The following is a 24,080-nucleotide window of genomic DNA, read 5'->3' as shown; positions in this document are numbered from 1 at the left end:
GCAGGAGAAAAGCATGGTGAAGATAACGGCGGCTGTGGCCGTAAAACCGAAAGCTCCGCTGGAGTTTCGTGAACTTGAGCTGGCGGATCCCGAAGGCAATGAAATTCTTGTGCGAACGGTCGCGACGGGCATCTGCCATACGGACCTGTTGCTCCGTGATGGGATTTTTGGGCCTCCCGCCCCGGTCATACCGGGACATGAAGGTGTTGGCATCGTCGAAGCCATCGGGGCGGACGTCCAGGGTTTAAGGGTGGGCGACCACGTTGCGCTCAGCCAGAGTTCATGTGGCTTCTGCGGCGATTGCCGGCGCTCTCACCCGATGAACTGCCAGAACTACACCCAGTACAATCTGACGGGGCTTCGTCCGAACGGCAAAAAGGCCTTGCTTTGTGATGAAGTCGGCATCGGCAGCAACTTTGTCGGCCAGTCATCCTTCGCGACCCACATCCTGGCGACTGAGAACAACGCCGCGCAGCTTCCCAAGGATTTCGACCTGACGAATGCGGCCCCGCTCGGTTGCGGCATGGCAACGGGGGCAGGTACCGTCATCAACGCCATGAAGCCGGAGATCGGACAAACCATTGCCGTGTTCGGCGCCGGAGCAGTGGGCATGGCTGCGGTGATGGCCGCCAAGGTCCGGCGGTGCAGCAAGATCATCATCATCGACCTGAACGAGCAGCGTTTGGCGATGGCCAAGACGTTGGGCGCGACCCATGCTATCAACGGCAGGGACCCAGACGTCGTGGAGCAGATCCACGCCTTGACGGGCGGCGGTGCCGATTTTGCGATCGATGCCGTGGGTATCATTCCCGTCATCCTGAATACGATCAAATGCACGCGGGCAGGGGGCCATGTCGTCCTCCTCGGGCTCGACGCGCTCGGCAAGGATATTCCAATCCCGCTGGACCTCATGGTCTTCAACCGGAAAATTCAGGGTGCCATTCTCGGAGACCAGATCCCCCAGCTCTTCATTCCCCAACTGGTCGAGCTGAACCAGGCCGGCCTATTCCCGTTCCAGAAGCTGATCACAAAGTATCCGTTCGAGAAAATCAACGAGGCCATCGCCGATGCCGAAGCTGGCCGCGTGATCAAGCCCGTCATCGTCTTCAATTAGGAGCTTCCCACATGCCATCGAGCAAGTCCGACGAACAGCATCTCATTGTTGAGTTTAAAACATCGACGCGTAACCGGGACCGTGTCAACACACTGCTCCAGGAGTTTGTCGGCCCTGCCCGCGAGGAAGAGGGCTGCCTCTACTACAATCTCTACCAGCGCTCCGACGAGCCGAATACGTTCTTCATTCTCGATGGTTGGGCAAACGAGGAGGCAGCCGCGCGTCACGGAGAATCTCCGAACGTCAAGCGTGTTCTCGAACCGTTGCTTCCGTTGCTGGTAAGCCCCCCTTCCATCATTGTGAGCAGTCGCATCAGCGACTGAGCTTGCGATTGTGCAACACCGAAAGACGCGCTTGATCCGAGGCGGGTTTTTTCCAAAGGCTCGCGGGAGGACGAAATGGAGCATCGAGTTGTCATCGTGGGAGGTGGTTTCGCCGGCCTCCAATTGGCCAAGGATCTCAAATGTCCAAACCTCTCGATCACGATCATCGACAGACGCAATCATCACCTGTTCCAGCCGCTGCTCTATCAGGTCGCCACGACCGTCCTGGCGACCTCCGAGATTGCCTGGCCCATTCGCGCAGTATTTCGTGGAAGGAAAGATGTCACGACGCTTCTTGGCGAGGTCGTAGGCGTCGATGTCGAGAAGCGGCTCGTCTCGCTCAAGGGCGGCCATGCCATTCCCTACGATACCCTTGTTCTCGCAACGGGGGCCCGTCACGCGTATTTCGGCCGGGATGAATGGGAGCCCTTCGCGCCCGGACTGAAGGCGTTGGAAGACGCCACCACGATCCGCCGTCGCCTTCTCCTGGCGTTCGAAAAAGCGGAGCTGGAAACCGATCCCCAAGCGCGGGCGGGGCTGCTGACCTTCTCGATAATCGGCGCCGGGCCGACAGGCGTCGAAATGGCCGGGATCATCGCCGAACTGGCTCGAAGGACGCTTGTCGAGGAATTCAGAAACATCGATACGACTTCGGCGCGCATTCTTCTTGTAGAGGCAGGGCCGCGTATTCTGCCTGTTTTTCATGAGGCGTTATCGCAATACGCCGAGCGATCCCTTGCGTCGATGGGCGTCGAGGTTCGCACGGGAAGGCCCGTGACCGACTGCACCGAGGAAGGCATATCGATTGGGGACGAGTTTGTCCCGAGCCGCACGGTCATATGGGCGGCGGGCGTGCAGGCATCCAAGGCCGCCGTGTGGGTGGGGGCGGAGACGGATCGAGCGGGGCGTGCTATCGTGCAGCCCGACCTTACGGTCTTCGAACACCCGGACATCTTCGTTGTCGGCGATACCGCTAGCGTTAAGACCGGCGAGGGAATGCTGGTTCCTGGTATCGCGCCCGCAGCAAAGCAGCAGGGAAAATACGTCGCCCAAGTGATCAAGGCCCGCCTCAAGCAGCGCTCAGCGCCGCCTCCTTTCAAGTACAGGCATCTTGGTAATCTTGCGACCATTGGACCAAGCTCCGCGGTGATCGATTTCGGCAGGCTGCGGCTCAAGGGCTCCATCGCCTGGTGGATCTGGGGCCTTGCTCACATCTACTTCTTGATCGGAACAAGGAGCCGCATGGCGGTTGCGCTGAGCTGGCTTTGGGCATTTGCCTCCGGCCACCACTCTGCGCGCCTTATTACCCAGAAGGAGACGCTGAAGGAGGAGGTCTAGCAGCATGGGCAACGCGCTGAACCACATATTGAAGAAGGGTGGGCAATTATCTCGTTCATGGCACATATCAGTATCAAAACGAAAATGCTGCTTTTGGTCGTTCCCATTTGTGTGATCGGGATCGCCGGACTGACGTTTGATTCACTCAAGCACCGGGGCGCCTCCCAAAGCTACGTGAATTTCATCGCAGAGGATGGGGCCGATGCGATTCACATAGCGCGCGCCAACCAGCATTTTACGGCAGTGAGCTATAATGCCTACCAGACCTGTCCTACGACATCAAAGGCCTCAACATCAAAAAATTTCCACTCTACTACGAAAACAACAAGACCAAGCTGCTCTTGGAATTACGTTTGGTCAAGCGACTGCTGCCGGAGCACAAGACTTCGATGGAGAGCTTCGTTGAGGCTGCAAACGATATTCTTCAGCTTAGAACCCGGCTTGTACAGCCGGCGGTCCAAGGCGACGGCTGCCCATCACTACCGCCCTGAAGCGCAACCCAGAGCCGATCGGCCGGTGGTCAGTTGAGTTCAAGCAGGGAATTTTGGCCTTCGTCCATGAGCATCAACTAAATTCCTAACGCCTCGATCGAGTACGAGATGGTAGTTCTAGAATGACAATATCGAACCTTTGTCCTCTCCAGATGGCATCCTTGCGATGGCTGGCACGAGGGAAGACGATTCCTATGATTGCCCAAATAGAGGGCAGGAGAGTGGACGATATCGAGCGCTGCTTGAACGATGCCTTGCTACTGCTCGAAGTGGAGACTCTCGACGATGCTTTTCGAAAAATCGAAATAGCTCGCTGTGACAGAACTTAAAGGGATTTTAGCATGCAATTGACACTATTTGGAATTGCCCGGGGGCGTTGAGTTCCATAATAGAACTTATCTGATTTTTGTTACGAGATTGATTTAAAAGAATAAATCCGCATAGAGAACTGAACGTCCTGGCGAGTCCCTCTCGGTGGAACATCATATTCCGTGACGCATGGACGGGGCAATTGACTGGCGAGGCCAGCCCTCGCCGTGGTTTCGACGGGGCATCGTGAACTCAACGGCAAAGGGTCGAGCCCGTGACGCGGGGCTATTTTGTCAGCCATGCGCAAACGATTTGCGCCCATAGGTTCATCGCTGCTGCCCCCAGTTCGCGACATGGCTCGCGGTGAGGTGATGGGGGGATGTGGAACATGTTAGCAATCGGGTCATGGATGGAGACGAAGCGCCGCAAGAGTCGTTGTGACCTGAAAGGCTACTTGATCCGCTGTTGCCGTCGGATTGGCTGGTGCGAATTCTCCGCTCGATTGTTCAAGCCCTTGTGATGCCGATGCGCGACAGCCGGCGTGATGTCTCGTTCGGTGTTGTAGGATTGAAGCTTGTCGTTGGCGAACGACCAAATTCTCTGCCCGGCGGATCGTAGGGTGCGAGACAATGATCCCAAGAGCGGCCAGCATATCCTCGACCATCCGGAGACTGAAAAGGGAAACGGAACTAAAGCGACATCGCGTGGGCCGATAATTCAGCAGGAAAGCAGTGGCGACGATAAAGTGGCTCACGGTTTGTTATGCCCGATCATCGCGCAGCTAACCATGGTCAGTTAGCGTCACGAGGCTCCCCGTGGGCACCTTCAAACGCGCTTTCCTTCGCGTGTATCGGAGGCCACCAACGCAGGAGTTCGCTCTCCGTCTGAGGGCACGGGGAAAGTCTGCTTGTCAGATACGAAACATTGGCCATCGCCGCCTCCCTGGCTGCGTGATCTGCACAAAGGCCGCTTTTATCGATCTCGCGGCAATATTCGATCAGGGCTTCGATGGTCACCATGAGGAGGCCATGCCGCTCAGCGAATTCGCTGAGCTCGGGAAGACGCGCCATAGTGCCGTCGTCGTTGGCGATTTCGCAGATGACACCCGCTGGCTCGAGCCCGGCCAGCCGCGCGAAATCCACCGCGGCTTCCGTATGGCCGGGGCGGCCGAGGACACCGGACGGGTTTGCCCGCAGGGGGAATATGTGGCCCGGCCGGGACAGGTCCTCCGGCACCGTCGATGCGTCAGCGAGCGCCCTGATGGTCTTGGCGCGGTCTTCTGCGGAAATGCCGGTCGATACGCCTTGTATCAGGTCCACTGAGACAGTGAACGCTGTCTGCATGGAATCCGAGTTACGCTCCACCATGAGCGGGATATCCAGTTCGTCCAGCCGGTCCCCGGTCATCGGAACGCAGATCAGGCCGCGCGCATAACGCATCATGAAGGCAACATGATCGTTCGTCACCTTGTCCGCGGCAACCAGGATGTCGCCTTCGTTTTCCCGGTCTTCGTCGTCCACGACGATGATCATCTCTCCGGCGGCGATTGCTTTAACTGCGCTCTCGATGGGAGCAAACTTCATGGTCTTCTCCTTGAACTAAACATGGCCCAGAGTGCGAGCGAGTTGGCGGTCGACCCGCTCCCGGAGTTCCGCAGACGGTGCCGAATCTGGAAAGTCGCCGTCCATCGCATAGATGAAGTCACCGCGAACCTCGGCTTTGAAGAAGCCCATCAATGAGCGCAGGTGAGCCTCGACGTGCTGACCATGGGCTTCGGCTTTACCCGTTGCGAATATCAACACGGGTTTCCCCTGCAGGGCTGTCATTTCGAAGAGGTCGAAAAGATGCTTGAGAAGGCCGGTCATCGAGGACTTGAAGACCGGCGTGCCCACGATGAGGACATCTGAAGACTGGATTGCGTCAAGAACGTTCGCGAGTCCAACAGGAGCCTCCGAACGCCACAGGGTGGTTCCCAACACCGGGAGAACATCGACCAGGTCAAACAGATACCGTGTGTGACCGGGCGAGACGCTCGAGAGTGCGTATTCCCCGAGCGCCCGCGTCTTCGAGGGGCGCGAGACATTGCCAGTTATCGCGACAATCTTCAATTTGCCGGCCTTTCGATCAGATCTGGTTGCGGATATGCGGGGTACGAGCGTAGACGGCCACCATCGGCACGATCAGCAGACCCACGATCGCCTGTTGCGCGGCAAAACTCAGGCCCAGCCCAACCAGCAGGGACGTCATTACCGTCAATACGAGTACGCCGAGAACGGTTGCCCCGTATCCGCCTGCGCCTCCAAGCAACGAGGTGCCGCCGATCACAACGGCCGCAACGGTGGTGAAGAGATATGGATCTCCGACGCCAACGAATCCGCCGCCGGAAAACCCGAGCAGCAATACGCCCGTCAGTGCCGACATCGCTCCACTGATACCGTGAATGCTGGTCCAGACCTTGGTTTCGGAAATGCCAAGCCGTGCCGCTGCAGTCCTGCTGCCCCCCACCGCGTAGATGGAGCGGCCAAACCAGGTGTTGTACAGAGCCCAGATGGTCGCAAGCGTTATGAGCAGCCAAACCAGCACCACCGGCGGCAGGGAAAGCCCGAAGGTCTTCCCGTTGAACGCGGCGAAATTCCGGAGCCAGTTCGGTACGGGCGCGAAAACCGTGCCGCCGTAGTCGGAACCGATGGAGGTGTACAGCTGTACCGCACCGACAAATGCGAAGCCGACCCCCAGGGACATGATGAGAGCCTGGCCCTGCAGCCTGAAGCTCAAAAAGCCGTTCGCGACCCCGATTGCTGCTCCCAGGATAACGACCACTATTGCGGCCAGCCAGGCAGGCATGCCGGTGACCAACAGGCTTGGGAAGAGAATGTTCGCTCCCCCGATGACATAGGGAATGGAGAGATCAAGCGCGCCGACCATGGCACATAGCGTCTGTCCCAACGATGCAAGCCCCAGGAAAGCGGCAAGCAGCAATATCGAACGCGCGTTACGGGGGGAGATGAACCCCGGAACAAGGATCGTACCCAGCACGAGAAGTGCGGCAAGCAGACCAAAGCCAATCACGATGCTGCGCTGCAGTTTTACCGATCGTCCTGTTTGGCTCATCGTCTGTTCCGTTGCGAGTAAAGTCATTACAAGTCCTCCCTAGAAAGCCGGGCGCCGGGCCGTCATGAATACGTTGACGAGGAGCGATGCCACGAGGATCAGGCCGAAAGCCATTTGCGTCACGAACCCTGTCACGCTTCCGAAACTGAAGGCGGAAAGCAGGTACGAGATGAGGAACATGTTCAGCGCACCAAGCGTCGACCCCAAAGCCCCCCCTCTCCCGCCAGCCAGGTTTGCGCCACCGAGCACCAGGGCGGTAACTGCCTGGAGCGTGTAGCTGCTTCCCTGGGTAGGATCGCCCGAAGAGATCAATGCCGTATAGCTGAGCGCGGCAAGGCCAACGAAGACGCCGCCGAGGAGATGGGCGCAGATGCGTACGGTGTCGACTTTCACTCCGCTCGTGTAGGCCATCCGTTCGTCGGCGCCTGTCATGCGGAGGTGGGAGTAAAAGGTGGTCCGGCGCATAACGGCCCAAAGAGCGAACGCCGCCAGGACGATAATCAGCACCGGAGATAAGATCGTGGTTCCTGCTCCCCACGTCATCATCCAGTCCGGCGCGACGCCGCCGGGCCTTGACATGACCATGAGGTTCACGCCTGAAAGGACGAGGAAGCTGGAAAGCGTGACGATGATGGGGGCGACCCGGACGTAGATGATGATGAGCGCCTGCAGCAACTGGTACAGCGCGCCGACTGCTACCACCCAGCAAACCACCGCGAGTGGCGACGTGTAACCACTTGCCGAGAGCCAGCCGATCAGGGTGACGTTCACGAAACCCATCAAGGGGCCAACGGAAAGATCAACCGAACCGCGTCCTGCCATCACGATCGGTGTCAGGGCGAGCGTTGTGAGGATCAAAGGTGCTGCGACGATGATTGCTCCGCCTATTCCGGTTGCGGTGAACAGCCGCGGCGACAGCAAGGCTGCAGCGACGAGCAACACTCCGAAAAGAACGAACGGTACGGTCAGCGACCTGTCGAGCGCAGGAAATCCAAAACGTTGCGACATCAGTGTGCCTTTCTCTCTTTGGAGAATTCCATGGTGTCGGCAACCGAGCGGCCGAACATTGCAGCGAGAATGGTTTCTTCGTTGATGTCGGGGCCGTCGAGGGAGCGATGGATGCTCCCTTTGTGAAAGACATCGACGCGATCGGCGAAACCAAGAAACTCCTCGATCTCGCTCGAAAGGTAGATTACCGAGCCGCCACCTTCGGCAAACAGCCGAAGCTCGCGATACAGGTCGCGTTTGGTGTTGAGGTCCACGCCCCGAGCAGGGTCGTTAAGAACGATCACTCTGGGATCATTGGCGAAGGCGCGGCCGATCAGGACCTTCTGCTGGTTACCACCGGAAAGGGACGTAATCCGGTTGTCCGGGTGGCCGATCTTGACGCGGAGCCGCTCGACCTCCCGGGCAAACGTCTGCTTCAGCTTTTTCCGCCTGATGACACCGAACGGCCCCAGGTTCTTCTGATAGATACCGATGGCGAGGTTCTCGAAAATGCTCTGCTGCGGGAAAATTCCTTCCCGCTTCCGGTCTCCGGATACGTACACAATGCCCTTGTTCGCGGCGTCGTCGAGCGTGCTGACTTTGACGAGACCGGTGCTTTCCCTGTTCAGGATCCGGACCTCCCCTCCGAAGGGCGAGATAATCCTTGCGACCAGTCGCACGAAGGCGTCCTGGCCCTGGCCGTCCAGTCCCGCGACGCCCACGATAGAACCCTGCGGAAGGACGAAGTCGAACGGTTGCGATGCCTCCTGGGGGCGCGCGCCATGGACGGAAAGAGCTTCCTTGCGATCACCCGGCAGGCCCGGTGCAGACGTTGAAGCAGCGGCGGAAATCTGGCGGTCTTGAGGGGTCATCATGCGCAGGAGATTGGCCTCGGTGATCTCGGATTTCTCAAGGACACCGACAGTGAAACCGTCTCTCAGTATTGTCGCCCGATCGGCGATCCGGACGAGCTCGGCGATGCGGTGCGTAACGATGATTACCGCGCACCCCTCGGACCGGAGTCGATCGATCTCTTCGTGGAGGCGGACGGTCGCGTCGAGATCGAGTGCCGCCGAGGACTCGTCTAGGATCAAGACCTTGGGTTTCCTCAGAACGGCCCGGGCGATAACGATCCATTGCTTGATGCTGAGCGGAAGATCACCGACGTTCTGCCGGAGATCGACAGGCTTTCCCACCAGGCGGTCGAGGAGGCTTTGCGCAGCGCTTTCACGTTCACTGGAGGCTTTCCGAAGCGAGAACAGGTCCTCGCTTCCTACGAAAAGGTTGTCGAGGACACTCGCTTCATCGGCGACAAGGACTTCCTGGAAGATCGTAGCGAGACCAACCCCTTTGGCATCGACTGGCGAGGTGATGGACTTGCCAAGGATCAGGACAGATCCTGCATCGGCAGCGATAACGCCGGACATGATCTTTGCCATGGTGCTCTTGCCGCTGCCATTCTCGCCAACGATCGCGTGCACCTCCCCTGCCTTGGCGGCAAAATCGCATTTCTTCAATGCCTTCGTTTCGCCAAACGATTTGGCAACGGCCGTCATGCTTACGGCGACGTCTTTCGTCATGCCCATCCTCCCTTTAGGCAGCAGCAGATCGCGCCAGGACATCCGATGCCCGGGCCTCTTGCCGATTGTGACTGCCGTCTTTGAACGCTCCGAGAACTCGCTCAGTGAACTACAGAATGACAGATTGTCTGATAATCTGTCAATAGTGCCGCCATGCCCATATCGGGATGTCGGGTTGATTTCGATGAAACCGGTTGGTCGCTCGACGCCCTCAAAGTTCCAAAAGCATGTTGTCACGCAACTGACGTCGGTCGGAGGTTCTCGAGCGGAGTTCCGCCCGATCTGAAGCGATGTGGCAGCCATCGCGATCAGGACAGGACCAAAGCACTATTGAGGGTGTCCGGTAATCCGAAGAGGCAACCGTTTTGATTGGGGCATACGGAACATCCCAACCTCCGCGCGTCGAACGCGGCAAGTGCCATTCGATCATCCAGCCTTCCCCGCTGGGGAAGCGGGCAGATCGAACTCATCGTCGATCGGCCCTTGGCGCGCGCAACCGTGGAGATCACGGGAACTCTTCGAAGTTTTCCTTCGCGGGGTCGTGAGCAAGCCACGGCCTGGCGTGGGACAGCCAGACGTTGGACATAGGAACCGAACCAGGATCAGTGTCAAAAGTGCCTGCCCGCAGCACCTTCATCTCAGGGTTGGCAGGCCGTTCGGCATAAACGTGCGAACCACACCGTGAGCAGAACCACCTCAGTTTTCCAGGGGTCGACTCAAAGCTGTGAAGGACGTCCTCGCCGGAAATCAGCTTGAAGTTCTCACTCTTCACCTTGGCGGCAGTGTTATGATCGGCCGCATGGGACTTTCTGCACGTCTGGCAGAAGCAGTTCCACATCGGGCCGTCCAGTTCCGACACTTCATACTGTACCGCTTTACATTGGCAAGATCCGAGGATCGGCATCTTCAAAATCCTTTCATCGCTTTATCGAGTTGTGGCTGTCGCGCGCTTGCAGAAAGCCACCGCTTCAAGTTCCGTGCGGCCTGCCGGATCCTGTCTTCATTCTCCACGAAAGCCAGCCGTACGTATTCGTCACCCATCTCACCGAAACCGATACCCGGCGAAATCGCGACCTGTGCCTTCTCGAGCACGAGTTTCGAAAACTCCAGCGAGCCAAGGTGTCGGAAATGCGGGGGTATCTTCGCCCATGCGAACATCGTCGCCGCAGGAGCTGGAACGTCGAAGCCGGCATCGGCAAAGGTCTTCACCAGTGTATCTCTGCGCGTCCTGTAGATGTCTCTTGCCCGCGCGGCGTCCTCCCCGTCCGAGTTTAGGGCATGAGCGGCGGCGACCTGTATCGGCGTAAATGCTCCGTAGTCCAGGTACGATTTCACGCGCGTCAACGCTCGGATGAGCCGTTCGTTACCCACCGCAAACCCAACGCGCCAACCGGGCATCGAGAATGTCTTCGACATCGAGGAGAATTCGACGGCCACGTCGATCGCGCCGGGGACTTCGAGAACAGACGGCGGCGGGGGACCGTCGAAGTAGATTTCAGCGTAGGCGATATCCGACAGAACGATGAGATCGTGCTTCTTCGCGAAGGCGATGACGTCCTTATAGAAATCGAGCGTCGCGACGCGAGCGGTGGGGTTTGACGGGTAGCTTATGATGAGCGCCAGAGGCTTCGGTACCGAATGCCGCACCGCCATTTCGAGAGCTTGGAAGAAGGTCTCATCCGGCTCGACCGGTACCGACCTTATCACGCCCCCTGCCATGAGAAATCCGAACGTATGAATCGGATAGGAAGGGTTCGGACAGAGAATGACATCCCCGGGGGCGGTTATGGCCTGTGCCATGTTCGCAAACCCCTCCTTGGACCCGAGCGTCGCAACAACCTGGGTATCCGGATCAAGCTTCACATTAAACCGGCGGGCGTAATACGCAGCCTTGGCGCGGCGAAGCCCGATAATGCCCTTGGAAGCCGAATAGCGGTGCGTGCGCGGATGCTGCACCGCTTCGCATAGCTTGTCCACAACCCAGCTTGGCGTGGGAAGATCGGGATTGCCCATTCCAAGATCGATGATGTCGACTCCGGCCGCGCGCGCGCTGGACTTGAGACGGTTCACCTGCTCGAAGACGTAAGGGGGCAAACGCTGTATCTTGTGGAATTCCAACTTCTGGTTCCTTATCGTGGGTCCTCCGCGCCGACGGATGAAGCCGGCGCGGAGGTCGCGGGACAACTTGGGAGGTCGTCGATTACTTCTTCGGCCGCCAGGCCAGCGGATCTTCCGGGCGCTCGAAGTACTGTGCTGCTACGTCCGCGGGCCACCATGCATCGCCCTTGGGCTCGATCCACGCCGTGGAGTTCGGATCGCAATCTTCCGGAATTGCTTCCTTCACATCGTCGATCGTGTAGGGAAGAGCCGGTCGCAGGATCGACTGGATCTTCGGCCCCTGGCCTTGGAGCGTCCTCATCATCACGTCCCACACCAGTCGGGCGTCAGCCCGCGGCGGCCAGAAATGGAAGCTCTGGCTGATGAAGTCGGGATTATTGCGCCAGTAGCACGCCGCCGACGCCTCGCCGCCGAGGACGATTGGCATCATGTCGCGCCCGGACTGCTGGACCGCGTTGACGACACCGTTTTCCGAGGCCGACTGGACGAGGATACCAGCGATTTCGGTAGGGTTGGTCGCGAGGAATTTCTGGACTTCGACCTGGGCGACCTGATCGGTCCACTTGCCGGCGACATCGCCCACGACGGTGATGTCCTTATACTCGTCGAACGCCTTCTTGGCACCGACATTGAAGCTGTCGGATGATGCGAAGCCCGGGATGCCCGAAACCGTCAGTACGTTGCCCTTGCCGCCGATTTCCTCGGCCAGCCATTTCGCGGCCGTATAACCGCCCTGGGTGTTGTTTTCGGTCGCATTGATCGCGTAGGGCGATGTCACGTAACCCGAGAACGAGAACACCGGAACGCCCTTGGAGTGCGCGTATTCGATGGTCTGGTTGATGGCCGTTACGTTCGAGCAGCAGATGATGATAGCATCGACGCCGTCGTCGACCATCTGGCGCATCTGCTGGATTTGCGTCGCGTCCTTCAGGTCGGACTGCGTGACGACAAGCTCAGATACCAGTCCAGCCTCCTTGTATTTCGGAAGCAGAACCTCGTTCAATTCAGTGAGGATCTGGGCACGCCACGTGTTGCCTGCATAAGTGGATGCGTAGCCGATTTTCCATGGCGGCGGCCGCTTCGCCACAAAATCCTTGAGCGGCGTACCACCGAGGGGAATTGCCGGGTCCACGAGCTCGTAAAGCTGCTTCTGGTCCGGTGGTAGCGAGTCTAAGCCGTCCGCGAATGCGGCGGTGGTCATCAGGCCTAGCCCGGTGATCACGCTCAATGCGGTGTAAACCTTCTTTAGCATGTGTAGGGTCTCCTCCCCTCTGTACATCCGCTACAGCAGTTGACGCCGTTGGCGTCGAGCCACGGAATTGGTTAAAAGTGTTTCGATTTCGGATTGGTGGCGGGCGACTTGCGCCGCCCGCGGAACGGTCAGTTCCTGAGGCCAGCCTGTTTCAGCAGAGGCATGACGCGGTCGTTGAAGAACGGCAGCTCTTCGTTGTAGTCGACCATTGTGAGAAGCGCGCCGTCGACGCCCGTGTTGCTCAATGCGACGAGCTTGTCGGCGACCTGTTCCGGCGTTCCGACGATCGGGTAGCCGCCCCAGCCAGCGATGAAGCGCTCCTTGAACTTCTGGTACATCTCTGCCGAGTGGTTCTGTGACTGAACCTGAAGAACCTCGCAGATGTTTTCGCAGGCTTCCCAATCGCCCTTCTGGTTCACGTAGTAGTCGTAGTAATCCCGGGCTTCCTTTTCGGTCTCGCGAACGACGACCGGGCACGCGGTGAAGGTTCCGAGTTCGCGCTTGTATTCCTCGCGAGCCAGCTCCTTCACCTTCTTCACCCACGCTGCGCCCGATTCCATGTCCTGCATGAAGCCGAAGTTGAAGTCGCAGAACTTGGCCGTGAAGTGCAGGCCCTTGCCCGACGAACCGGCGCAGATGAGGACCGGGCGACCCGTCTCTTTGTTATAGGGCTTCGGCTCGCTGAACGCGTCTTTCACCTTGAGGAACTGGCCGTCAAAGGTGACGCCGTTCTTCGTCCACAGAGATTCGACGATTTCCATCCATTCCGTGGCATATTCGTAGCGGGTGTCGTGTTCCATCATCGGAACGCCGAACATCTCCATTTCCGGGGTAAACCAACCCGTCACCAGGTTCAGGCCGTATCGGCCCTTCGAAATGTTGTCGATCGTCGTCGCCATCTTCGTCGCGACGATCGGGTTCAGGGTCGGGATATGCGTCGTCGAGAAAAACTGCAGCTTCGTGGTCACGGCAGCCAGGGCCGCGGCCCACGTGAACGTGTCCATGTTCACGCCGTTGAAGTTCGTCGGCCCGCCGAAACCGCGCCACCGGGCGATCGGCACCATGCATTCCCAGCCGGCCGCTTCGAGCTTTTTGGCAATTTCGACATTGTGTTCGAAGGTCGGTTCGAACGTTGATTCCGCGGTGGTGATGGCGCAAGCGCTGGAACAATTCGTTCCGAATACGCCAAGCTTCAGCTTGTTGCCGTTAAACATCGGGTTTCCGGTGGCGCGGAAATCATCGCTGGTCGTCATATTGAAGTGTCCTCCACAGAGTTAGTCTGTTCCCGGCCCGAAAGCCGGGCACCGATTAGATACCCATGTCCTCGAAGACTTCCTGCGCGACGCGGAAGCTGTCGATCGCCGCGGGCACGCCGCAATAGATCGCGACCTGAAGGAAAACTTCGCGAAGCTCGTCCTTGCTGAGGCCGTTATTGATCGCGCCGCGAACGTGCAGCTTCAACTCGTGGGGGCGGTTAAGGGCGGAAATCATGCCAAGATTGAGAAGGCTGCGCGAACGGCGGTCGAGGCCGGGCCTGTTCCAGATCTCGTTCCAGCAATACTCGGTGACAAGCTCCTGCATCGGCCAGTTGAACTCGGTCGCCTTGTTTACCGAAGCGTCCACATATGCACCGCCGAGAACCTCCCGACGGGTCTGCAGACCCTTTTCGAACCGTTCACTGACGGGACGCCCATTCACTTGCGATTTCATATCGGTGGCAATAGTCACGGATCAAACTCCTCATTATCGGCCGAAAGGCATTTGGTGGATGTCATAAGCCGAATGCTCGGCCAAACGTTTCAGGCGGCAGCATCGATCAGCGCTGCCGATCTAACCAATTTCCCGTCCTCGTAGAGGAGCGGGGCAATATTCTCGATAAACCGGGCCTCGATGACTTCCCCGAGAACGACGTCATGGGTGCCAACGGAGACTGCGGAGTTGAGGCTGCAAACGAATGCGGCCTGGGCGTCGCCGAGGACGGGAACTCCGCCAGCCCCGATCCACTCACCGTGAGCGAACCTCTCCTCTCCCTTCAGTTTTCCACTGAACAGCGGAACCAAAGGCGCATGGCTAAGATGCAGCATGTTCACTGCGAATTTCCCCGCCAGCTTGAGCGGGCCGCTGATCGAAGCCGATTGGTTGATGCAAACCAGGAGGGTCGGAGGGTCCGCCGTCACTGACTGGACGGCGGTTGCAGCCATGCCGTAACGGGCACCTTCCCATTCCGTCGTGATCAGGCAAATTGTTGATGTGAACCGGCGTAAAGCAGTCTTGAACGCCGCTTGCGCTGCTATTTCAGCACCAGCCATCGTTACCTCCCCCAAGTCATTCGTGACCTAAGATAAGCAGATTGGCAGACAATCTGTCAACACGTTTTGTTAGTCATTGACAGATTGTCTGCGAAAATGTTTTCTTGGGCAGTGAAAGAGGAGACGATTATGGATCTGGAATCGAAAGTCTGTGTGGTGACCGGGGCTGGCAGCGGGATCGGGCGCGCAACAGCTGAACTGTTTGCGCGCCAGGGCGCTAAGGTTGGCGTCGTCGACGTCAACATCGATGCAGCACGAGACGTCGCCCGAGAAATTGGGACGGATGCGATCGCGTTAAAAGCCGATGTGTCTTCCTCCGCCGAAGTCGAGGCGTTGGTCAGGTCAGTTAAGGAAAAATGGGGGCGTATTGACGTTCTCGTCAACAACGCGGGGTTCGGAATGACGGGAAACGTCACCACCATCGCCGAATCCGACTGGGACCGGATCATGGCGGTGAACGTGAAGGGGATCTTCCTCTGCTCGAAATACGTGGTTCCGATTATGGCGGAACAGGGCAACGGATCGATTATTAACACGACCTCATACACCGCCGTGTCAGCCATCGCCAACCGCACGGCCTACGTGGCGTCGAAAGGCGCGATCTCGGCACTCACGAGAGCCATGGCACTGGACCACGCAAAAGACGGGATCCGCGTCAACGCTGTCGCCCCCGGGACGATCGACTCGCCCTATTTCACCAAGATTTTTGCGGAAGCGGCGGACCCACAAGCCTTGCGGGAAGACTTCAACGCCCGTGCAGCCTTGCACCGGATGGGCAACCCGGAAGAGATCGCCGAGGCGATGCTCTTTCTCGCTTCGGACCGCTCGCGGTTTGCGACCGGAAGCATTCTCACAGTCGACGGAGGATCGTCGATCGGTAACCACTTGGTGCGCTGAAGCACATAGGTGCTAGCAGGTGCCTCCTTCTTGACCACGGGAGGCATTTTTACTGTGGTACTACGTGTCGGAAACACAGAGACCCGCAGTGGGAAAAGATAGAGATCACGCGCAAAGCTGCGTGATCAAGACCCTGCGATGAGACGTCGCTACGGCGCTTTATAGTCGCATCGCCGCGCCTGATCCTTCCCCCAGATATCGCGGGAATTTTCCCAATCCACACCGGAACTTCTCGGGAGCGCGTGAGGGATGCCGCCTGCGATGCCGGCCGTGTCATCGCCGGGACGCCAGTTGCAAAGCCTCGGTATGCGCCCGCCCGCTTCGCATGCGATCGCCCGGCGGCTGCACCGGGCGACGAGAGTCAATCCAACCGCTCAGCGAGCGGCGTGCCGTACGAAATCGAGCCCTTTGACAAGATAGCTCCGGAAGAAGTTCGGGTGTTCGCACATTGGAAAGTGACCTAGTCCGCCCATAACGAGGTGGAGGCATCCTGGAATAAGTTCGGCGAGCTTGGCACCGTCGGCCGGCGTGGCTGAGTAGTCATAGTCGCCCGAGAGCAGCGCCACCGGGGTGCGTGATGGGTCAATACGGGGAGCTGTCACTGCTCCGTCGAACTCGTCGCTGTAGAAGGAAAGATCGCCTGGGTAAACTCCGGGTGCTCCCTGCGAATAGATCCAGCTTGACCTCCTGCGCTCCCCTGCGGGGCTCAGTGGGCTCATGATCCCTCTGACATATGCCGAGTTATGAAGTGAGCCGTGTACGTTTACGTTGTGCTGGTATGGGTTCCGTCGTCCCTTGGAGCGGAAAGGTGGCTCGATCGCTACGATCCCGAGGATATGCTCCGGCCGTTCCGCCGCGAGAACCAGCGACATTGCCGCGCCCATGGACCCACCCGCGACAATCGCCTTTTCGCGAACCACCTGTTCGAGAATGGCCGTGCACCATTTCAGGTAGAGCGATGCCGTGAGCTTGTAGGGTGCTCCGTCCCACGTCAGCGGCGGCATGGACCGACCGTGGAATGGTAGGTCAACCGCGATCAGCCTGTAGCTTTTCGCAAGCTCGGTGTCCGCCAGCTGAGGCATGAATTGGCGGCTATCTGCTCCGGCGGTGTGAAGAAACAGGACCGGCACCCCCTCACCTGCTTCTTCGTAATATATTTCATGGGGGACGTCATCGATATTGACGACGGCATACTGCCCCCGAATTTGACGCAGGTCGCGTTGCGCACGCTCCGCTGTCATCTCGGGGGACGTGACGACGAGCTCGAACACCCGTTCGAGAGCCGGGCGTGCTTTCGCGAGGTCGAGCGGTGAGCCGGCGATCTCGAAGAGAGGATTTGCAAGCTGCAACGCCGTGAAGGAGTGAAAGGTCGCCGGCGGCGGCGTCATCAGAACCTGATCCCAGGCGTCCGTGGTGGCCCTCACTGTCACCTGGGGGGCACTGCTTTCCCCCGAGATCTCCGCGCCGCCTTCAGCGAAATCGAGGGCGATCACCTGATCGCCGACGTAGAAGGCGATCTTTATCGTCAGGTCCGGAGTGAGCCGGGGCAATTCCTGATCCCCAAGAGCCTCCGACATGCGGGACCGCAATTCATTAAAAATGCCCAAAGCAACCTCCCTGTTCGAGCGAGCGCCAGGCCGCACGCGTCGGCAGCGCCATGACTTCGAATAAGCAGATTATCAGACAATCTGTCAATACCGGCTAATGCCGCTTCTTCAATCGCCGTGGTTTTCAGAGGTTTTACGCAGGTAGTCCAACGCGACCTTAGCCGCCATATCGATGTGGTACTTGCAGGCTGCGGCGGCTTTCGGTCCGTTTCGGTCGGTAATGGCCGCAGCGATCTCCTTTATCTCTTCCACACTGTGGTTCAAGCGCCCCGGCTGCGTCATCGACGTCATGCGCAGCAGCGTCACCCGATTGTGGAGCGATGTCAGCATTTGCTTGACGAAGACGTTTCCGCTCCCTTGCATCAGGCAGTCGTAAAACGCGGTTTTCGCCTTGATGAGCCTGCTACCGGCGCCGTTTGCCGCGGCTTCCGCAAACTCAGCAACCGCCTCATTGAGTGTGTGGATATCCTGGGCGGTTCCGTTTTCAGCGAATTCCTTTCCAGCATAGCTCTCGAGCAAAGCCCTGACGCTGTAAAGCTGAGCGGCTTCTTCGTAAGTGATAGTGCTGACGACGGGGCCGCGGTGCGGATAGCTGGTAATGAGGCCCTCGGCCTCGAGTTGTCGAAGCGCCTCGCGGATTGATGTTCGTCCGACACCGATCGACTCGCAGAGTTCTCGCTCAACGAGGCGCTGACCCGGCTTGAAACGGCCGCTGGATATCGCCTGCCGCAGTTTATCCTCTACCTGAGTGCGCAAAGTGGCACTCTGCCGTGCAATCTGTAAATCCATATCACCCATAGGATCCAAAAGTCCGTTTTACCAAGGCCGGAACCGGCCGCGCAAGTCATGGTACTATATGGTGGGTTATCCCGATGAGACAACCCGATTGTCTGACGAAAACGAAGAACACCCACGCCTGGCCTCTTACCGGACATTCCATGCGTCCCCATTACCGTAGAACCTTTGCAAATGCGAGATCCGGTGACAGCGATGGGAAACTCGTCAGGACTGCGGGATCGTGGCCTGGAACGAGTACTCCGGACGGTCCTGAAAGCTCACGGAGAGTTCGGTATCCCTCCAGTACGTCGGCGTAATCGGCGAAAAGCGGAAAGACGTCGTCATGCTCTAGATAGCGTTGAAAATGGAGTGCGTCCGATGCGATAACGACGACGTCATTGCCATCGTCCAGCCTCACGACCTGAAGGCCCCTAGAATGACCGCCGACGAGATGGATAGTGAGCCCCTCCATAATCTCGCCGTTCCCGTCGTGGAAGCACACCCTGCCGGAAAACGTCAGGCGGACTGCATCGACTACGGCGTCCACCGCAAAGGGACGCCGAAGACGATCATGGCACATGCATCGTCCTGTACCGTAGGCCATCTCCCGATCCTGCAAGTGGAACAGGGCTTCGGGGAAGTCCGCAAGGTTTCCCGCGTGATCATAGTGAAGATGCGTGATGACGACGTCGGTAATGGACGATGCGGAAATCCCGAGCTGGCGAAGCGCCTCGACCGGATGGATCAACATGGTCCTCCCGCGCCTTTCAGCCTCCTGCGGGCTAAACCCGGTGTCAACCAGGATCAGACGTTCACCATGGCGGATCAACCAAACGAAATACTCGATCCTGCCCGGGGCGTCGTGGGGATCTCCTGCTTCCAGGCCGAGTTCGCCAACGGGCCGAACCGCAGTGCCGTAATGTATCGCCAGGACTTTCCAGTCGGTCAAATTCTCGCTCCTTCCGCAGGCTTAAGGAACCAGCAGATGCCGGATCACCTCGCCACGGTCTAACCGGTCGAAGGCCTCGTTGATTTCCTCAAGCGGGCCAGTGCTGGACAACAGTCTCTCCACGGGCAACCTACCCTTGAGGAACAGGTCGATATAGCGGGGAACATCGCGCGAAGGTACGCAGGACCCCATGTAGCTGCCTTTGATGACGCGTTCTTCCCCGACAAGAGGAAGCGGCGAGATCTCGAATTTGGTGTTCACGTTCGCCAGACCCGCTGTGGCCGTCGTGCCGCCGCGCCGCGTAATGCCATACGCGGTTTCGAACGCTTTGCTCGACCCTGCCATCTCGATGGCGTAGTCCACTCCCCCGCGGGTCGCTTCCTTGACCTCGCCGATGACATCCGGCGTGGTTGCCAGGAAGGTACGCGTCGCGCCCAGCGCCTTAGCCAACTCAAGCTTCTCCGGCATCAAATCGATGGCGACGATCTCGCTTGCCCCGCTAGCCACCGCTCCGAGGACGGCCGACAACCCCACGCCTCCCAGGCCGATGACGGCGACCGACTGCCCCGGCTTCACGCCACATGTATTTACGACGGCACCGACGCCTGTCATCACGGCGCATCCGAACAAGGCCGCCATGGTGACGTCCACGTCTTTGGTGATCTTGACGACCGAGTGCGCCGACACGACCGCGTATTCCGAAAACGCCGATACGCCGCTGTGATGGTTGATATCGTAGCCCCGAAGACGGATATGCTTGCTACCGTTCAACAATGTCCCGGCGGCGTTTGCGCGATAGCCCGGCTCACAGAGGCTTGCGCGTCCTCCCGCGCAGTAATCGCAGTGTCCGCAGATGGGCAGGAACGACATCACGACGTGATCGCCAACCTTCACTGTATCCACACCGGGTCCGATTTCTTCGACAATGCCGGACGCTTCATGCCCCAACGCGACAGGCAATGGACGGGGGCGGTCGCCATTTATCGCCGACAGGTCGGAGTGGCACACACCAGCGGCCTTGATTTTGACCAGGACCTCAAGATTGCCCGGAGGCGCCAGGTCGACGGTCTCGACACTGAGAGGCCGCGAACTTGCATACGGCTTGGGAAGCCCTGACTCTCGGAGAATGACTGATTTCATCTGCATTGTCGCGTATTCCTATCTCGAGAGCATCTGCATGGCGGCGGGTACGTAGCGGAAGCCTTCCCCCTCCCGGGCGACATTGCCGAGCCCGGGCCACGCAAAGTGATAGGACATCACTGGTATGCGGTCTGTCGCGAGCATATCCAGCACCCGTGTGCGCGACCGCGCCGAGAGCTTGGGATCGGTGTCGTACTTGAACTCCATCCACGGGCGTTCCATCAGCAGGATATGATGATGGGTCAGATCGCCGAGGAAGCAGAGCCGATCGTTGCCCGACTGCATGAGGAAGCAGAAGTGGCCCAAGGTGTGGCCTGGAGCGTGCACTGCCTGCACGCCCGGCAGAAACTCCTGACCGTCCACGAAATGCGTTATCCGATCACGGTGTGGAAGAAGGTTCCTCCGGGCATTTTCCACCTGGGCCTTGAAACCGTCATCAAGCTTGCCTCCGTCGGTCCAGTCATCGAAGTCGCTTTCGCTTATGAAGATCTCCGCGTTGGGAAAATTAAGCTTGCCGTCCTGATCGCAAAGTCCGCCGGTGTGGTCGATGTGTGCGTGGGACAACACCACGGCATCGACTTCCAAAGTGTCGATCCCTGCCTCCTGCATGCTCTTCAGCAGGCGACCGGTCGTCGGCCCGAAAATCTTCGACGTCCCCATCCCGGTGTCGAACAGGATGGTCTTTCCGTTGATTTTGACCAGCGGGATGTTCTGCTCGAGGGTCACCGACGAACTGGACAGGAAGTTCCTGTCGAGCATTTCCGTCACCGTGGCTGCGTCGACCCCGAGGAAATTCTCCCGTGGGTCGCCCAATTCCAACGGTCCGTCCGAAAGTACCGTTATTTCGCCGCTTCCGAACTTGAACGGATAGAAATAGGGCAACTTAGTCTGATGCGCTTGGTCATTGAGCACGCCGCTTATCCTCCCAGATTGGCTGCACCATTTGACAGATTGTATGAAAATCTGTCAACACAATAGTGGTGATTGTCTACGAAGTCAGGAAACGATCGAAAGCACGTGACCCCTTGGCCTGCCGATGTTGAACTGTTCGATCTGCTGCATCAGCCGCTGGGTCTCTTTTGTGAGTTCCTGGGTGGCGGCGTGGGCTTGCTCGGCGATGGCAGCGTTTCGCTGGGTGCTGTCATCGATCTCGCCAACGGCCTGGTTCACTTCGATAAGCGAAGCCGCCTGGTCCCTGCTCGCCGCAGCGATAAGCTCAACCCTTTCGGAAATTCCGGCAACATTCGACGATATCGCAATCAGCACCTTGCCCGCCTCGTTCACCAATCGCGATCCCGAGGCGACTTCCTCGCTTGATCTTGCTATGAGTTCCTTGATTTCCTGGGCGGCTAGAGCCGACCGCTGGGCAAGTTCCCTGACTTCCTGGGCCACGACAGCGAAGCCCTGCCCCGCTTCTCCAGCTCTCGCGGCCTCGACACCGGCATTGAGTGCCAGGAGATTGGTCTGGAAGGCAATCTCGTCGATGACGCCGATGATTTGCGAAATGCGCCCGGAAGCCGCTTCTATTCGTCCCATAGCGTCAACCGCGTTCGTGACCACTGAAGCAGACGCATCCGCGGCCTGCTTGGTTTCTTTTACCAGCTGGGCTGCGGCTTGTGCCTGCTCTGTCGAGGAACGCACCGTCGCGGTGAGTTGATGAACAGCGGCCGCGGTCTCCTCCAACGACGCGGCTTGACGCTCGCTGCGGCGGGAGAGATCATCGGCGCCACTGCTGAGGTTGTCTGCATTTTGCCGAATGAGCACGATGTTGCCGCGAAGTTCCGACATCGTCGCCTGCAAACGCAGCAACGAATTGTTGAAGTCCCGTCGCAATTGTTCCAGCCGCCCGGAGAACGGTTGATCGATCGTGCTCGAAACATCACCGTTGGATAACCTCTCCAGCCCAGCGGCAAGACTGTCGACGGCGTCGCCGATCTGTTTGTCGATCTCGGCTTTCTCCGCCTCGTTGTGCCGACGTTCAGCTTCGGAAGCCGATCGTTGACGATCCGCGTCGTTCTCGATCTCGATCTTCCTCGCGGCATTCTCCCTGAAGACACAGAGCGCCCGGGCCATTTCTCCGAGCTCATCAGCGCGCTCAGAACCGCCGATCTCAATGTCAAGGTCCCCTTCCGCCAAACGCCGCATGTCGTCGGTCAACTGGACAACAGGTTTTTTGAAAGTCGCAATCATCCCGAAGCCAGCGAGAAGTGCGACGAGGACGCCGGCAAATGTCGTGATGAGGCCAATGCCATTCGCGTAAGCCGTCTCTTCAATGGCTCTTGCGCGCTGGGCGTCGGCAAACGTCGTGAGGTGGCCCCATATGGTGTTCAACTGGTCTGTCGTTTGCCTATATTGCGCACGCCTCACTTCCGAGATCTCGACGAGCTTCGCACTGTCCTGCGTCATACCCTCTACCGCCGGCGGCACCGTATTCTGGACTGCCTTGAAAAGGTCGAGGTCGGAAGCGGCACTCCAGATGTCCAATATCTCCTTCTTCGTTCTGTCAAAGTTCTGGACGAGCTGCGCACGGTTTTGTTCGGTAGGGTCGGCTATGAAGCGCGCAAGGTTTATCCTGATGAGATAGCTGGAGTCTGAAAGTCTTCGGCTGCCGTCCAAGGCGCTGCTGATCTTCGCCAAATGTTGGTCGAGACCTGCGAACTCGACGATTGCTTTCTTTGTTTGCTGGTTCGCTACCGCGTTAATCGCGACGGAGATTTCCTTGAACGCGGACATTGCGGTGTCGAGGCCTACGGTGTTGTCCGATGAAGCGCCCTGCGACAGAAGTTGTGTTACGCTTTTCACCGCGCCATCGACCGAGCTCGACAGTTTTGTGGCGTCCGATGGCAAGGAAGCCCGCAGATTTCGGGCGCTCCGACGCAACTCGCCCACTTTGCCGCCCAAATATTTGAGTTTCAGCTCGGTCGTTCCGGCGGATTGGTAGCCCGCGGCAAGATCAAGGAAGAAGGTTGCATAGCCTGTCACCCTGTCGGCATCGCGCAACATCGATTTGGCGGCGCCCTCGGACTGCTCGCCGGACTTCCTTAACTCGTCTGCTAGCCTGAGCATTTCATTCTGCGACCAAACCAGCGATTCAGAATGATTGGCGATCGAGCTTATCAGTTTCTCTTCGCTTTCATGGATGCTCCAGAGAGAACCAAAATTGTTCACCACGTCCAGCATAATCGCGTTTGCCGACTGGAGGCCTTCGCTTTCCGCCGTAGCTCCGGCATTCGTCACCAAAGCCTGCAGATGCGATTGCTGCGCGAGCAGGTCAGCCTTCACGCGATCGCGCCTTTCTTCCGACGCCTCGTCGAGAAACTCTCTCATCGAGGCGGAGACGTCACGGAAACCCGAGAGCACCTGCATCACCTGGCTTGAGGTTTCCAGGCGGCTTTGTAGGAGACCCGCGGCGTAGTGCCCCAAAAACCCCACCGCGCAAATACTGATTATGAAAGGCAGTACGAAAATGATTACTTTTGTCTGTAGCCGGAAACGGGACAACAGCCTGTCCATTGTGGTCCATCCTTGTCCATAGGCGGTGAAGAAGCTTCATCAATCGGGATCCGCCTCCGATGGAAGCATCGAATCATCAATGACGACACGAGGCTGCGCGACTGAGGATTGTCTGTCAACAGATTGTCTGATAAAGCATGTTTAGGTTTATCAAATTGTCTCGCGAACTTGCGCAGGAATAACTCCAGAACCGGCGCTGCCGCAGCCGGCACAACTTTCACCGCTTACATCGATCAAACCGCGATGTCCTTGTTTTCAGTGGAAA

At 58.4% G+C, this 24,080-nt stretch carries 20 protein-coding genes and 2 pseudogenes; 4 read left to right on the top strand and 18 right to left on the bottom strand.

What is annotated here, in order from left to right; genetic code table 11:
* The first annotated feature begins 13 nt into the window (after positions 1–13).
* The 3 genes from GA0061101_RS21375 to GA0061101_RS21365 all read left to right on the top strand — a co-directional run bounded on the left by GA0061101_RS21375 (position 14) and on the right by GA0061101_RS21365 (position 2,775).
* Complete coding sequence (locus GA0061101_RS21375) at positions 14–1,114, top strand: NAD(P)-dependent alcohol dehydrogenase (protein ID WP_015341899.1); 1,101 nt, start codon at positions 14–16, stop codon at positions 1,112–1,114.
* 11 nt (positions 1,115–1,125) lie between these two features.
* A complete protein-coding gene (locus GA0061101_RS21370) occupies positions 1,126–1,437 on the top strand; it encodes a putative quinol monooxygenase (RefSeq protein WP_015341900.1) in 312 nt (103 codons plus the stop codon).
* Positions 1,438–1,512: 75 nt separating this feature from the next.
* On the top strand, positions 1,513–2,775 hold the full coding sequence (locus tag GA0061101_RS21365) for an NAD(P)/FAD-dependent oxidoreductase (protein WP_028753487.1): 1,263 nt from the start codon (positions 1,513–1,515) through the stop codon (positions 2,773–2,775).
* 1,085 nt (positions 2,776–3,860) lie between these two features.
* Here GA0061101_RS21365 and GA0061101_RS40235 read toward each other — a convergent pair.
* From GA0061101_RS40235 to GA0061101_RS21295, 12 genes and pseudogenes are all read right to left on the bottom strand, one after another.
* A pseudogene (locus tag GA0061101_RS40235) lies at positions 3,861–4,339 on the bottom strand (hypothetical protein).
* A 219-nt stretch (positions 4,340–4,558) separates the two neighbouring features.
* Positions 4,559–5,158: pseudogene (ribB, locus tag GA0061101_RS21345) on the bottom strand (3,4-dihydroxy-2-butanone-4-phosphate synthase); the annotation flags it as partial.
* A 15-nt stretch (positions 5,159–5,173) separates the two neighbouring features.
* A complete protein-coding gene (locus GA0061101_RS21340) occupies positions 5,174–5,683 on the bottom strand; it encodes an NADPH-dependent FMN reductase (RefSeq protein WP_015341905.1) in 510 nt (169 codons plus the stop codon).
* A 16-nt stretch (positions 5,684–5,699) separates the two neighbouring features.
* Entirely contained in the window at positions 5,700–6,713 is a 1,014-nt protein-coding gene (locus tag GA0061101_RS21335; protein WP_015341906.1) for an ABC transporter permease, read from the bottom strand.
* A gap of 12 nt (positions 6,714–6,725) precedes the next feature.
* Complete coding sequence (locus tag GA0061101_RS21330; protein WP_015341907.1) at positions 6,726–7,694, bottom strand: ABC transporter permease; 969 nt, start codon at positions 7,692–7,694, stop codon at positions 6,726–6,728.
* Positions 7,694–9,253: a sugar ABC transporter ATP-binding protein gene (locus tag GA0061101_RS21325; RefSeq protein WP_028753486.1), complete on the bottom strand. Its 1,560-nt coding sequence runs from the start codon at positions 9,251–9,253 to the stop codon at positions 7,694–7,696. The genes GA0061101_RS21330 and GA0061101_RS21325 overlap by 1 nt, the downstream gene beginning before the upstream one ends.
* 505 nt (positions 9,254–9,758) lie before the next feature.
* Positions 9,759–10,157, bottom strand: a complete 399-nt coding sequence (locus GA0061101_RS21320; RefSeq protein ID WP_028753485.1) for a GFA family protein — start codon at positions 10,155–10,157, stop codon at positions 9,759–9,761.
* A 2-nt stretch (positions 10,158–10,159) separates the two neighbouring features.
* Entirely contained in the window at positions 10,160–11,410 is a 1,251-nt protein-coding gene (locus GA0061101_RS21315) for an LL-diaminopimelate aminotransferase (protein ID WP_244441500.1), read from the bottom strand.
* A gap of 43 nt (positions 11,411–11,453) precedes the next feature.
* Positions 11,454–12,623: an ABC transporter substrate-binding protein gene (locus tag GA0061101_RS21310; protein WP_013984725.1), complete on the bottom strand. Its 1,170-nt coding sequence runs from the start codon at positions 12,621–12,623 to the stop codon at positions 11,454–11,456.
* A 128-nt stretch (positions 12,624–12,751) separates the two neighbouring features.
* Positions 12,752–13,876 carry an LLM class flavin-dependent oxidoreductase gene (locus GA0061101_RS21305; RefSeq protein WP_028753484.1) on the bottom strand — a complete coding sequence of 375 codons (1,125 nt, stop codon included), beginning with the start codon at positions 13,874–13,876 and terminating at the stop codon, positions 12,752–12,754.
* Between the two features lie 55 nt (positions 13,877–13,931).
* Positions 13,932–14,333 (bottom strand): carboxymuconolactone decarboxylase family protein, encoded by a 402-nt coding sequence (locus GA0061101_RS21300; protein ID WP_018328914.1) that lies wholly within the window; start codon positions 14,331–14,333, stop codon positions 13,932–13,934.
* Positions 14,334–14,422: 89 nt separating this feature from the next.
* Positions 14,423–14,932 (bottom strand): flavin reductase family protein, encoded by a 510-nt coding sequence (locus GA0061101_RS21295; protein WP_013984728.1) that lies wholly within the window; start codon positions 14,930–14,932, stop codon positions 14,423–14,425.
* Between the two features lie 129 nt (positions 14,933–15,061).
* Between GA0061101_RS21295 and GA0061101_RS21290 the strand changes: the two genes are divergently transcribed.
* Positions 15,062–15,829: an SDR family oxidoreductase gene (locus GA0061101_RS21290; RefSeq protein ID WP_004130089.1), complete on the top strand. Its 768-nt coding sequence runs from the start codon at positions 15,062–15,064 to the stop codon at positions 15,827–15,829.
* A gap of 374 nt (positions 15,830–16,203) precedes the next feature.
* On the opposite strand, the gene GA0061101_RS21285 is transcribed toward GA0061101_RS21290, so the two are convergent.
* From GA0061101_RS21285 to GA0061101_RS21260, 6 genes are all read right to left on the bottom strand, one after another.
* Positions 16,204–17,436, bottom strand: coding sequence for an alpha/beta fold hydrolase (locus tag GA0061101_RS21285; protein ID WP_015341911.1), 1,233 nt, complete (start codon positions 17,434–17,436; stop codon positions 16,204–16,206).
* Between the two features lie 108 nt (positions 17,437–17,544).
* Positions 17,545–18,234 (bottom strand): GntR family transcriptional regulator, encoded by a 690-nt coding sequence (locus GA0061101_RS21280; RefSeq protein ID WP_004130085.1) that lies wholly within the window; start codon positions 18,232–18,234, stop codon positions 17,545–17,547.
* Positions 18,235–18,385: 151 nt separating this feature from the next.
* Entirely contained in the window at positions 18,386–19,162 is a 777-nt protein-coding gene (locus GA0061101_RS21275; RefSeq protein WP_028003113.1) for an N-acyl homoserine lactonase family protein, read from the bottom strand.
* Between the two features lie 21 nt (positions 19,163–19,183).
* Positions 19,184–20,308, bottom strand: a complete 1,125-nt coding sequence (locus tag GA0061101_RS21270; protein ID WP_013984731.1) for a zinc-dependent alcohol dehydrogenase family protein — start codon at positions 20,306–20,308, stop codon at positions 19,184–19,186.
* 12 nt (positions 20,309–20,320) lie between these two features.
* The gene (locus tag GA0061101_RS21265) at positions 20,321–21,214 is read right to left on the bottom strand and encodes an MBL fold metallo-hydrolase (protein WP_015341914.1); all 894 of its coding nucleotides are present in this window, start codon (positions 21,212–21,214) and stop codon (positions 20,321–20,323) included.
* An 84-nt stretch (positions 21,215–21,298) separates the two neighbouring features.
* Entirely contained in the window at positions 21,299–23,815 is a 2,517-nt protein-coding gene (locus tag GA0061101_RS21260; protein ID WP_015341915.1) for a methyl-accepting chemotaxis protein, read from the bottom strand.
* Positions 23,816–24,080 lie beyond the last annotated feature (265 nt).

It is taken from the genome of Martinezella lusitana, from assembly GCF_900094565.1.
GTDB classification, from domain to species: Bacteria; Pseudomonadota; Alphaproteobacteria; order Rhizobiales; family Rhizobiaceae; genus Rhizobium; species Rhizobium lusitanum.
This window is presented reverse-complemented; position numbering and strand designations above follow the sequence as displayed.